A 12,264-nucleotide genomic window follows, 5' to 3' on the forward strand; every position below is an offset into this window, starting at 1 on the left:
TGCAGGCCCAAACGGGAGAAAAACACAGATGGCTCGGATCACGTTGCGTCAATTGCTCGACCATGCGGCGGAGAACGATTACGGCGTCCCGGCCTTCAACATCAACAACATGGAGCAGGCGCTGGCGATCATGGACGCGGCCAACCAGGTCGACGCGCCCGTCATCATCCAGGCCTCGCGCGGTGCGCGCTCCTACGCCAACGACGTCATGCTCAAGCACATGATGGACGCGGTGACCGAGATCTACCCGCACATCCCGGTCTGCGTGCATCTCGACCACGGCAACGAGCCGGCCACCTGCATGACCGCGATCCAGGCCGGCTTCACCTCGGTGATGATGGACGGCTCGCTCAAGGCCGACGGCAAGACCCCCGGTGACTGGGGCTACAATGTCGGCGTCACCAAGACCGTAACCGACATGGCCCATCTCGGCGGCATCTCGGTCGAGGGCGAGCTTGGCGTGCTCGGCTCGCTCGAGACCGGCATGGGCGACAAGGAAGACGGCCACGGCGCCGAGGGCAAGCTCAGCCACGACCAACTCCTGACCAATCCGGATGAAGCCGTGAAGTTCGTCCAGGAGACCCAGGTCGACGCGCTCGCGATCGCGATGGGGACGTCTCACGGTGCCTACAAATTCACCCGCAAACCCGACGGCGACATCCTCGCCATGAACGTGATCGAGGAGATCCACCGCAAGCTGCCGAACGTGCATCTCGTCATGCACGGCTCCTCCTCGGTGCCGCAGGACCTCCAGGACATCATCAACGCCTATGGCGGCAAGATGAAGCCGACCTGGGGCGTGCCTGTTGCCGAGATCCAGCGCGGCATCAAGAACGGCGTGCGCAAGATCAACATCGACACCGACAACCGCATGGCGATGACCGGCCAGATCCGGAAAGTGCTCAAGGACAATCCCGAAGAGTTCGATCCGCGCAAGTACCTGAAGCCCGCGATGGAAGCGATGACCAGGCTGTGCAAGCAGCGGCTCCAGGAATTCAATACCGCGGGCCAAGCCTCCAAGATCAAGAAGGTGCTGACCACGGCCGAGATGGCCAAGCGCTACGCCAAGGGCGAGCTCGCCCCGAAGGTGGCGTAAGCTGCTCTATCCTTCCCCTCTCCCCGCCCTTCGCGGGGAGAGGGTTGGGGTGAGGGGCTCTCTCGGCGCGTTGTGCCCTATCAATCGACCTGTACCCCCTCACCCGGATTTTACGCGGCGCGTAAAATCCGACCTCTCCCCGCAAACGGGGCGAGGTAACAGGCCCCTCCCCCCTTACCCTGCGACGAACGTTAACTCGGCATTTGCCCGAGAACGGTCTATTTTCACCGGCAAGGGCAGAATCGTTTTGGGAGGACATCTCGATGAATCTGACTGAGCTGAACAGGATCGCGACCGCCCTGGTCGCGCCCGGCAAGGGCATCCTTGCCGCCGACGAATCCTCCGGCACCATCAAGAAGCGTTTCGACGCGATCGGCGTGGAATCGACCGAAGAGAACCGCCGCGACTATCGCGAGATGCTGTTCCGCTCGAACGAAGCCATGAGCCGCTACATCTCCGGCGTCATCCTCTATGACGAGACGATCTGGCAGAACGCGAAGGACGGCACGCCCCTGGTCAAGCTGATCGAGAGCAGCGGCGCCATCCCCGGGATCAAGGTCGACGAAGGCACCCAAGCCCTGCCGATGTGTCCGGGCGAGCTCGTCACCGTCGGGCTCGACAAGCTCGCCGAACGGCTGAAGAAATATCACGAGCGCGGCGCACGTTTCGCCAAATGGCGCGCGGTGATCGACATCGGCAGTGGCATCCCTTCCATGACTGCGATCAGCGTCAACGCCCACGCGCTGGCGCGCTACGCAGCGCTGTGCCAGGCCGCGCAGATCGTGCCGATCGTCGAACCCGAAGTGCTGATGGACGGCGATCACGACATCGATCGCTGCTATGAGGTGACGAGCCGTGTGCTCAACAAGACGTTTCAGGAATTGCGCGTGCAGCGCGTCGCGCTCGAGGGCATGGTGCTGAAGCCGAACATGGCCATCTCCGGCAAGAAGTGCGCGAAGCAGGCTTGCGTCGAGGAGGTGGCGGAGAAGACGATACGGCTGCTCAGGGCGTGCGTGCCCGCGGCGGTGCCCGGCATCGCCTTCCTCTCCGGCGGCCAATCGGATGAAGAGGCAACGGCGCATCTCAACGCCATGCACAAGCTCGGCCCGCTGCCCTGGGGCCTGACCTTCTCCTATGGTCGCGCACTCCAGGCCGCGCCGCAGAAGGCCTGGTCGGGCAAGGCCGAAAACGTCGCGGCCGGACAAAGCGCATTCAGTCACCGCGCGCGCATGAATGGCCTCGCCTGCAAAGGCGAATGGCAAAGCAGCCTGGAACAGAAAGCGGCCTAGATCTTGTCGAACAAATCTCCTCCGCCGCGCCCGGCGCCGCGCCTTTATCTCGCGACGCCTGTCGTCGACGATCCCGCTTCGCTCCTGGCCGAGCTGCCCGGCCTGCTCGCCGCCGCCGATGTCGCGGCCGTGCTGCTGCGGCTGAAGCAGACCGATCAGCGCACCATGATCTCGCGGATCAAGGCCTTGGCGCCGCCGGCTCAGAAAGCGGGCGCGGCGCTGCTTGTCGATGGCCATCCTGAGCTCGTCGCACGCGGCGGCGCCGACGGCGCGCATCTGCCCGGCATCGCCGCGCTGAAAGAGGCGCTGCCATCGCTGAAGCCCGATCGCATCGCGGGCGTTGGCGGGCTGACGACGCGGCACCATTCGATGGATGCGGGCGAGATTGGCGCGGATTACGTGCTGTTCGGCGAACCCGACGCAAAGGGCCAGCGGCCGTCGTCGCAAGCGATCGCTGAGCGGCTGGACTGGTGGGCCGAGCTGTTCGAACCGCCCTGCGTCGGCTTTGCCATCTCGCTGGAGGAGGCCCACGAATTCGCCGCCAGCGGCGCCGATTTCGTGCTGGTGGGCGACTTCATCTGGGCCGATCCGCGCGGACCCAAGGCTGCGCTGATCGAGGCCGACGCTGCGATCAAGAAGGCTCATGCGACTGCGCTTGCAGACCAGGAGCACGGCTAGCGCCCGACATGAAGCTCCCGCGCATCATCATGCTGGCCACGCTGCTGCTGACGGCGCCCGCGGCCGCGCAGCTCCAGATCACGCCGCCGGTGGCAACGCCGGGCGCTTCGGCCGAGAAAACCAAAGACAAGCCGAAGGCCACGCCGCACACCATCACCAAGAAGAAGGAAGCGCCGCCGGCACCCAAACCTTCAGCCTCCCCCAAACCTTCCGCGTCCCCAAAGCCTGCTCCGGCCGCGACCGTGATTCCGGCGCCGCCGACCGACAACCCCAACGTCGATCTGGTGTACGGCGCCTATCAGCGCGGCCAGTACAAGACCGCCTTCGAACTCGCCACGGCCCGTGCCGAAACCGGCGATGCCAAAGCGATGACCATGCTGGGTGAGCTCTATTCCAACGCCATGGGCATCCGACGCGACTACACCAAGGCGCTGCAATGGTACAAGCGCGCCTCCGACGCCGGCGACCGCGAAGCGATGTTCGCGCTCGCCATGCTCAGGATGACCGGCCGCGGCGGTCCGGTCGACAAAAATGAGGCGGTCAAGCTGATGGCGTCCGCCGCCAAGCTCGGCGAACCCAAGGCGGCCTATAATCTCGCGCTGCTCTATCTCGACGGCCAGACCCTGCCGCAGGACGTCAAGCGCTCCGCCGAGCTGCTGCGCCAGGCGGCTGATGCCGGCCTGCCCGAGGCGCAATACGCGCTCGCGACCTTCTACAAGGAAGGCACTGGCGTGCCGAAGGATTTGGAACGGGCGGTGCGTCTGCTCCAGGTCGCCACGCTGACCGACAATGTCGATGCCGAGGTCGAATACGCCATTGCGCTGTTCAACGGCACAGGCACGCCGAAGAACCAGCCGGCGGCCGTCGCCCTGCTCCGCAAGGCGTCCCGCCAGGGCAGCGCGATCGCGCAGAACCGGCTGGCCTGGGTGCTGATCAACGGCATGGGCACGGCCGTGGACAAGGTCGAGGGCTTCAAATGGCATCTGGTGGCCAAGACCTCCGGCAAGGGCGATCCGGAGCTGGACAAGCAATTGTCCGATTTGCCGGCCGAGGACCGGGCCAAGGCCGAGGCCGCCGCCAGGAAATGGCTCGGGGCCAAATGACTTGACGTTGAGGCCCCCGCAGGGCACCCCATCCCTCAAACAGGCGCGATTTCGCGCCATTTCCCCCGATCAAGACCGGAAGCTCATGCTGTATTCCGCAACTATCAACGTCATGGTCAAGGCCGCGCGCCGCGCCGGCCGCAGCCTCAAGCGCGATCTCGGCGAGATCGAGCATCTCCAGGTCTCGCTGAAGGGACCGGCGAATTTCGTCTCGCTGGCCGACAAGCGCGCCGAGGAGATCCTCTACCAGGACCTCGCCAAGGCGCGGCCCGGCTACGGCTTCATCGGCGAGGAAGGCGGAACGCGCGAGGGCTCCGACAAGAGCCACACCTGGATCGTCGATCCGCTCGACGGCACCACCAACTTCCTGCACGGCATCCCGCAATTCGCGATCTCGATCGGGCTTTCGCGCGAGGGCACGATCATCGCCGGCGTGATCTACAATCCCGCCAATGACGAGCTCTACATCGCCGAGCGCGGCAAGGGCGCCTTCCTCAACGACCAGCGGCTGCGCGTGGCCGGCCGCCGTCAGCTCAACGAATGCGTGGTGGCCTGCGGCCTGCCTCATATCGGCCGCGGCGACCACGAGGAATTCCGTCGCGAGATGACCGCGATGCAGGAGCGCGTCGCCGGCCTGCGCCGCTTCGGCGCCGCCTCGCTCGACTTGGCCTTCGTCGCCGCCGGCCGCCTCGACGGCTACTGGGAGCGCAATTTGCAATCCTGGGACATCGCGGCGGGTCTGATCATGCTGCGCGAGGCGGGCGGAACGATCACCGACATCGATACGCCGGGCGACGCGCTGGTGACAGGCAATGTCGTGTGCGGGAATGAATACGTGCACGGGGAATTGGTGAAGATCTTGCGGAAGTAGGCCGCAGCAGCACGACGGCTCGATCGACGACGGTTAGGAATCGTCGTCCTCATCGTCCTCGTCGGCTTCGTCGTCGCGATATTCACCGCCGATGGTCAGGCCCTCGATCGCCGTGGCGCCTTTCGACTTGATCACCCGGCGGAGCGGGACCGAACTCTCGCTTCGCAGTGCGTCCATCAACTGTTCCGAATGGGTGACAATCCAGATGTCGGCGCGGCGCGATGCTTTGGCGATGAGCCGGGCCAGCGGCGCAAGCAGCGACGGATGCAGGCTGGTCTCGGGTTCGTTCAGCGCAATGAACGGCGGCAGCCGATAGCCCATGAATACCGCGAGCAGGCAGATGTATTTCAGCGTCCCGTCGGATAGTTCATGAGCCCTGAACGGCCGCGGCATATCCGGCAATTGCAGATCGAATTCACACCTGCCATTTTCTTCCCATGCGCGGAGTTCGGCACCCGGGAATGCATCCTGGATCGCGTCCTGCAGGTCGTCGGCGTCTTCCCGAATGACATAGAGGGTCGCCAGGGTGGCAGCCAGATCGATGCCATCGGCGCTGAGCGAGGGCGTTGCGATCGCCAGACAAGGCTTTCGTATCGGTGACGCCGGATCAGTGCGAAAGTCATGATAGAATCGCCAGCCCAGCATTGCATTTCTGATCAGGTCGATTTCCGGGCATTGCTTGCCATCGGAAAAAGCCGCAAGCGCGGTCTCTGACGGCAGCACCGCATCCTTGTGAGCGTTCCAGGCGCCACTCTCGCCGCGGACGCTGATGAGCGAATTGATCCGCTCCATCAGCTTGACCGTGCGTTTGCCGCGCGTCGTTTCGATCGTTTCAGCCTTGATCATCGGCTCGCCGGAAAATGCCGCCTGAAGCGGGCTGGGAAATCCGAGCTCGATGGAATATCTCATGCCGTCGAATGTCGCCGACAGCCGCAGCCGCCCGTCTTCGCCTCGCTTGCGTATGCCGGACCAGCAGACCGAATTCAAACCGCCTTCATCGGCGATCGTGCGGGTGATCTGACCGGTCGCCGCGTCGCGCAACAGCGACAAGGACTTGTAGAGATTGGACTTGCCGACTCCATTTTCGCCGACGAACACCGACAGGGGATGGATGGGTATGGAGAGCCGCCGAATGGAGCGATAGTTCGAGATCGCAATGTCGGTCGGACGCATCACATGCTCTCAATCGGCGGGCTATCTCCGCATTCGCAGTAAGGTGCGAATACGATGTTTCAATCCAGGGGTGCAGTCTGGATTGAGGCCTCCGAGAAATCAAGCCGACCGATCCGGCGTTCAATGGCCGACTCTCACCAGCGCAAACCCGACGGTCATCATCCGCGAAGGCGGATGATCCAGTATTCCAGAGACGCCGCTCGGATACGGAAAGGCCGCGGGGTACGGCATGCCCCGCCTGCGCGGGGCATGACACCTCACCTTACAGCTTGGCCGGCGCCGGCGGCCCGTACATCTCGCCCTGCTTCGCCGCCTTCTCCCGATCCCCGCCCAGCACGCGCTGCACCGAGACGAAGAACACCGGCACCATCAGCAGCGCCAGGATCACTACCGCGATCATGCCGCCCATCACGACACTGCCGAGCGCCTGCTGGCTGGCGCCGCCGGCGCCATGGGCGATGGCCATCGGCAGCACGCCGCAGATGAAGGCAAGGCCGGTCATCAGGATCGGGCGGAAGCGCAGGCGGCAGGCCTCGATGGTGGCGTCCACCAGCGGCTTGCCTTCTTTTCGAAGATCCTTGGCGAACTCGATGATCAAGATCGCGTCCTTGGCCGCAAGGCCAATGATGGTGATCAGGCCGACGGTGAAATAGACGTCGTTGGGCAGGCCGCGCAGCATCGCTGCGACCACGGCGCCGACGATGCCGAGCGGCACGGTGAGCAGCACCGCGAGCGGAATGGTCCAGCTCTCGTAGAGCGCGGCCAGGCACAGGAACACCACGAATACCGAGAGCCCGAGCAGGAACGGCGCCTGCGAGCCCGACAGCTTCTCCTGGAGCGACTGTCCGGTCCATTCATAGCCGAAGCCGCGCGGCAGCTTGCCGGCGAGCCGTTCCATCTCGGCGATGGCATCGCCTGAAGTGAAGCCGGGTTTCGCCTCGCCGGAGATGCGCACCGCCGGATAGTAGTTGAAGCCGGCGATCTGCGTCGGTCCGCGCGCCCATTCCACGGTGGTAAAGGACGAGAATGGCACGAGCTGGCCGCGGCTGTTCTTGACGTTGTAGTTGAGGATGTCCTCGGTCCGCATGCGGTCGCGGGCATCGGCCTGCACCACGACACGCTGCATGCGGCCGCGGTTCGGGAAGTCGTTGATGTAGTTCGAGCCGAGATTGGTCGAGATCGTATTGTTGATGTCCTCGAAGGTGACGCCGAAGGCGCCCGCCTTTTCGCGGTCGATCACGAGATTGACCACGCCGGCCTCGGGCAGGCCTTCGACATAGACCTTCTGAAGCACAGCGCTCGCATTGGCCTCCGCGATCAACTGATCGGCGGCGCGCATCAAGGCCGGATAACCCTTCTGGCCGCGGTCCTGGAGACGGAACGAGAAGCCCGAGGAGTTGCCGAGATTGTCGATCGGCGGCGGCTGCAGCGCGGAGATTTTTGCGTCGCGGATCGACGACGACAAATCGCGGTTGATGCCGGCGACGATCGCGGCCGCAGAATCCTTCGGCCCGCGTTCCGACCAGTCCTTCAGGGTGATGAAGGCCTGCGCGGTGTTCATGCCCTGGCCGGAGAAGCTGAAGCCGGTGAGGAAGGTGACGTTGTCGACGCCCGGACGCTGCGCCAGGTATTTTTCCACTTTCTCGATCACCGCCTCGGTCCGGCCGTAGGACGAGTCCGACGGCGTCTGCACGTCGGTGGTGACGAAGCCCTGGTCGTCGACGGGCAGGAAGCCGCCGGGCAGATTGACGAAGGCCCAGGACAGGCCGGCGAGCAGCGCGACATAGACCAGCATCAAGCGGCCGGTGCGCTTCAGCGAGAAGCCGACGGTGCGGGAATATCCCTCCTTGCTGCCGTCGAGCATGCGGTTGAACCAGCCGAACACGCCCTTCTTGGCATGGCCATGACCGGCCGCGACGGGCTTGAGCAGCGTCGCACACAGTGCCGGCGTCAGCGACAGCGCGAGGAAGGCCGAGAAGCCGATCGCGGCGACCATGGTCACGGAGAACTGGCGGTAGATGATGCCGACCGAGCCCGGGAAGAACGCCATCGGCACGAACACGGCCATCAAGACCAGCGTGATACCGATGATGGCGCCGGTGATCTGCGACATCGCTTTCCGGGTCGCTTCCTTGGGCGGTAGGCCCTCCTCGGCCATGATGCGCTCGACGTTCTCGACTACGACGATGGCATCGTCGACGAGGATGCCGACGGCGAGCACCATGCCGAACATCGAGAGCATGTTGATGGAATAGCCGGCGAGCAGCAGCGTGGTACAGGCGCCCAGCAGCGCCACCGGCACCACGATGGTCGGAATGATGGTGTAGCGGATGTTCTGCAGGAACAGGAACATCACCACGAACACCAGCACGATGGCTTCGACCAGCGTCGACAACACCTTCTTGATCGAGGCCTCGACCACGGGCGTGATGTTGTATGGAATCTCGTAGCCGATATTGGCCGGGAAGAAGCGAGACAGCTCCTTCATCTTCTCTTCGACGGCGCTCGCGGTCGCCAGCGCATTGCCGGTCGGCGACATCAGCACGGAAAGACCGGCGGTCGGCTTGCCATCGAGACGGGTGTTGAACTGGTAGCTGAGGCCGCCGACCTCGATCCGCGCGACATCGCGCAGCCGCACGGTCGAGCCGTCGGCATTGGCGCGCAGGATGATGGTGCCGAATTCATCCGGGGACGAGAGCTGGCCCTTGACCAGCACCAGCGCGGAGGTGCGCTGGGTCGAGGTCGACGGCTCGGCGCCGATGCTGCCGGAAGCGACCTGCGCGTTCTGCGCGGCAATGGCCTTGTTGACGTCGTCGGCGGTCAGGCCATAGCCGACCAGCTTTGCCGGATCGACCCAGACGCGCAGGCTGCGTTCGGTCGAATACAGTGTGGCGCGTCCGACGCCGGGGATGCGGCGGATCTCGCCGAGCACGTTCCGGATCATGAAGTCGCCGAGGCCGACTTCATCCAGGCTGCCGTCGGTCGAGTTCAGCGTGATGATCTGGAGCACCGCGCTGGAGGCCTCCTCGATCAGAATGCCCTGCTGGATCACCGCGCGCGGCAGCCGCGCCTCGACGCGCTTGATGCGGTTCTGCACCTCGACCGAGGCGGCGCTGGTATCGGTGCCCGGCACGAAATTGGCGATGATCTCGACCTGGCCGAGCGAGTCGCTGGTCGATTCGAAATTGAGGATGCCGGAGGCGCCGTTGAGCTCCTCCTCGATCAGCCGCGTGACGCTGTTGTAGAGGTTCTCGGGCGAGGCACCGGGATAGCTGGTCGAGATCGAGATCGAGGGCGGCGCGATGATCGGGTACTGCGCGATCGGCAACAGCGGAATCGAAATTGCGCCGACCAGACAGATGAACAGCGCGACGACCCAGGCGAAGATCGGCCTGTCGATGAAGAAGCTCGCCATGGTCTATTACCGCATCAGCTTCTGGGCGTGCCGGTTGTCGGCGGTCGCATCCGCTTCCGACCAGGATTGCGGCTTGACCTTGTCGCCGGCGGCGAACTTCTGGAAGCCTTCGACCACGACCTTGTCGCCAGCCTTCAGGCCGTCGGTGACGAACCAGATGCCGTCCTGCACCGAACCGGTGCGCACCGGCTGCACCGAGATGCGATTGTCGTCCTTGACGACGAACACCTCGCTGCCGCCGCCGCCATTGCGCTGAATCGCCTGCTGCGGCACGGCGATCGCATCGCTATCGAGACCCTGGTCGATGCGGACGCGGACATACATGCCCGGCAGCAGCTCGCGCTTCGGATTGCGGAACTCACCACGCAAGGTCACCTGACCGGTATTGGCGTCGACCTTGGCATCCGAAAACAGCAACTTGCCGTCGAGCGAGTAGAGGGTGTTGTCGTCGAGCACGAGATGCACCTTGGCGGCGTCGGGCGCGATGCGCTCGAGGTCACCGCTCTCGAAGGCGCGGCGGAGCTGGTTGAGCTCGTTCACCGACTGGGTGAAGTCGGCGTAGATCGGATCGAGCTGCTGAATGGTGGCCAGATTGGTCTCGTTCTGAACCGCGAGCGCGCCCTCGCTGACCAGGGCGGCACCGACGACGCCGTCGATCGGCGCGCGTACGGTGGCATAGTCGAGATTGAGCTTTGCGCGCGCGAGATCGGCCTTGCGGCCCTCGACCTCGGCATGGGCCTGGCGCTCGGCCGCGATCGCCTTCTCGTTCTCGGCTTCGGGCGCGGCGCGCTGGCTGGTGAGCGTGGCGATGCGGCGCGCCTGCTGCTGGGACTGCATCAACGCGGCCTCGGCCTTGGCGACCGCAGCCTCGTTGGCCATCACCTCGACCTCGAACGGACGCGGATCGATCCGATACAGTGGATCGCCGGCCTTCACCTCGCTGCCCTGCCGGAACAGGCGCTCGACCACGATGCCGGACACGCGCGGCCGCACGTCGGAGACGCGCGTCGGCGCAATGCGGCCCGGCAGCTCGCGCACCACGGCACGCGGCTGCGGCTTGACGATGACGATGCTGACGTCGGGGTCGTTGGGCTGGGCGGCTGAAATGGCGGAGCTGGATTCGTCGCAGCCCGCCAACAGCGGCGTAAAGGCCGCGAGCATCATTGCAACGCATGCCGATCGCGCGCGAAGTCCTGACATGAAATGGGGTGCCCCGATATTGTTGAAACCGATCACGCTCCGCGCGAGGCCCGTTCTGGGCCATGGCACGCGGCTGATGCGGTCAAAATAGAGCGGACGTGCTGCGACGCAACGCACCTTGCGGGCGGCCCAATGTCACACGGCCTAGGGTGCTGAGTTCACGGCGTTTTTCGCGTCTCACCCGATTGTGAGTCCGGTTCCATCACCGCGTGCTGCGTCAGAAGACCGCAATTACCCCGCCGCCTTCATCCGGTAGTGGCTGACGCCCCACTCGGTTCCGTCGGCATAGCCGAACAGGCCCGAGGTCGCGAGAAAGAACCAGCGCCAGCGTCGCATTCGCTGGGCGGTCTCCTCGCCATGGATGTTGCGTAAGGCCGCCTCGATGGCGTCGCGATGCGCGTCGAAATTTGCGAGCCAGTCGTTGGCGGTGCGCTGATAGTGCGTGCCGCTCCAGCACCATTCCTTCTCGACCGTGAAGATATCGTCGAATTGCCTGACGAGGTGATGGCTCGGCATCAGCCCGCCCGTGGAGACGCGCTGCGCGATCCAGTCGTCGCGATCGGCCCGGTCGAACAGGTGAGAGCCGGAGCGATGAGCGACGATGTGCATGAAGAACCGCCCCTCCGCCGCGAGCCATGATCGCAGGCGTGTCATCAGCTTGCGCCAGTTCATCACGTGCTCGAACATCTCGACCGACACGATGCGGTCGAATTGCCCGTCGGGCGCGAACACGTTGATGTCCGCACAGACCACCCGCAGATTAAGAAGACCGCGCAGCCGCGCCTCTTCCTCGATATGGGCGCGCTGCGCCTGCGAGCTCGACACCGCCGTCACCTTGGCGTGCGGAAACTGCCGCGCCATCCACAGCGACAGCGAGCCCCAGCCGCAGCCGAGCTCGAGGATGGTCTGACCATCGGCGAGAGCGGCATGCTCGGCCGTCTGGCGCAGCGCCTCCTCCTCGGCCTCCCGCAAGGTGGTCGCGTCGGTCTTGTAGAAGCAGCAGGAGTATTTGCGGTTGGGGCCGAGCACCTTCGCAAAGAACGAAGCGGGCACCTCGTCGTGCCCGGCATCCGCGTCCTCGGCGATCGGCCGCAGCATCATCCGCCCGGCGAAGGCGGCATCGTCCGCCCCGCCCAGCGCGGACAGGCGCGTCACCGTGCGCGAGCACAGGCGCTGGATCGCCGCGCGGATCACGACATCAGGCAACGGCACCCGTTCGGCAGTCCCGATGATCGCGGACACGACGCTCATGCGACGACTCCGTCTTGGGCGGCGGGTTTTGGCGCCAGGGGAAAAGTGCGACTTGAACCTGTGGAATGCCGACGATTTGCAAAGTACGTCCTTACCAAAGCCGGTTTCAGCCTTGGGTTCCCCAGCTCTCCCCGAAATCGGCGCATCCGGCGCTTTTTTTGGGCTGGCGCTGTGCCATAGTGCGCGCC

General features: G+C 64.8%; 9 protein-coding genes. 5 read left to right on the top strand and 4 right to left on the bottom strand.

From position 1 onward, the window contains the following. Nucleotides 1-28: 28 nt before the first annotated feature. The 5 genes from fba (at nt 29) to AC0L3B_RS11965 (ending at nt 5,037) form a co-directional block, all read left to right on the top strand. Entirely contained in the window at nt 29-1,096 is a 1,068-nt protein-coding gene (fba, locus tag AC0L3B_RS11945; RefSeq protein ID WP_085361603.1) for a class II fructose-bisphosphate aldolase, read from the top strand. Between the two features lie 263 nt (nt 1,097-1,359). Beyond that, on the top strand, nt 1,360-2,385 hold the full coding sequence (locus AC0L3B_RS11950) for a class I fructose-bisphosphate aldolase (protein ID WP_204513310.1): 1,026 nt from the start codon (nt 1,360-1,362) through the stop codon (nt 2,383-2,385). 3 nt (nt 2,386-2,388) lie between these two features. Further along, on the top strand, nt 2,389-3,063 hold the full coding sequence (locus AC0L3B_RS11955) for a thiamine phosphate synthase (RefSeq protein WP_018454607.1): 675 nt from the start codon (nt 2,389-2,391) through the stop codon (nt 3,061-3,063). Between the two features lie 8 nt (nt 3,064-3,071). Continuing rightward, a complete protein-coding gene (locus tag AC0L3B_RS11960; protein WP_018454608.1) occupies nt 3,072-4,166 on the top strand; it encodes a tetratricopeptide repeat protein in 1,095 nt (364 codons plus the stop codon). Between the two features lie 85 nt (nt 4,167-4,251). Further along, the gene (locus AC0L3B_RS11965) at nt 4,252-5,037 is read left to right on the top strand and encodes an inositol monophosphatase family protein (protein WP_018454609.1); all 786 of its coding nucleotides are present in this window, start codon (nt 4,252-4,254) and stop codon (nt 5,035-5,037) included. Nucleotides 5,038-5,070: 33 nt separating this feature from the next. Here the strand turns inward: AC0L3B_RS11965 and AC0L3B_RS11970 are convergent, their stop codons facing one another. From AC0L3B_RS11970 to AC0L3B_RS11985, 4 genes are all read right to left on the bottom strand, one after another. Further along, nucleotides 5,071-6,210 (bottom strand): AAA family ATPase, encoded by a 1,140-nt coding sequence (locus tag AC0L3B_RS11970; RefSeq protein WP_018454610.1) that lies wholly within the window; start codon nt 6,208-6,210, stop codon nt 5,071-5,073. Between the two features lie 262 nt (nt 6,211-6,472). Further along, on the bottom strand, nt 6,473-9,625 hold the full coding sequence (locus AC0L3B_RS11975; RefSeq protein WP_473380416.1) for a multidrug efflux RND transporter permease subunit: 3,153 nt from the start codon (nt 9,623-9,625) through the stop codon (nt 6,473-6,475). A gap of 6 nt (nt 9,626-9,631) precedes the next feature. Continuing rightward, nucleotides 9,632-10,825, bottom strand: a complete 1,194-nt coding sequence (locus AC0L3B_RS11980; protein ID WP_085351844.1) for an efflux RND transporter periplasmic adaptor subunit — start codon at nt 10,823-10,825, stop codon at nt 9,632-9,634. A gap of 231 nt (nt 10,826-11,056) precedes the next feature. Further along, a complete protein-coding gene (locus tag AC0L3B_RS11985) occupies nt 11,057-12,076 on the bottom strand; it encodes an SAM-dependent methyltransferase (protein WP_204513305.1) in 1,020 nt (339 codons plus the stop codon). Nucleotides 12,077-12,264 lie beyond the last annotated feature (188 nt).

This window comes from Bradyrhizobium sp. Kon56, assembly GCF_055807635.1.

Bases quoted from the DNA above. Each gene is read 5' to 3' on its own strand.
- fba (WP_085361603.1), top strand. From the start codon at position 29: ATGGCTCGGATCACGTTGCGTCAATTGCTCGACCATGCGGCGGAGAAC.
- AC0L3B_RS11950 (WP_204513310.1), top strand. From the start codon at position 1,360: ATGAATCTGACTGAGCTGAACAGGATCGCGACCGCCCTGGTCGCGCCC.
- AC0L3B_RS11960 (WP_018454608.1), top strand. From the start codon at position 3,072: ATGAAGCTCCCGCGCATCATCATGCTGGCCACGCTGCTGCTGACGGCG.
- AC0L3B_RS11965 (WP_018454609.1), top strand. From the start codon at position 4,252: ATGCTGTATTCCGCAACTATCAACGTCATGGTCAAGGCCGCGCGCCGC.
- AC0L3B_RS11970 (WP_018454610.1), bottom strand. From the start codon at position 6,210: ATGCGTCCGACCGACATTGCGATCTCGAACTATCGCTCCATTCGGCGG.
- AC0L3B_RS11975 (WP_473380416.1), bottom strand. From the start codon at position 9,625: ATGGCGAGCTTCTTCATCGACAGGCCGATCTTCGCCTGGGTCGTCGCG.
- AC0L3B_RS11980 (WP_085351844.1), bottom strand. From the start codon at position 10,825: ATGTCAGGACTTCGCGCGCGATCGGCATGCGTTGCAATGATGCTCGCG.
- AC0L3B_RS11985 (WP_204513305.1), bottom strand. From the start codon at position 12,076: ATGAGCGTCGTGTCCGCGATCATCGGGACTGCCGAACGGGTGCCGTTG.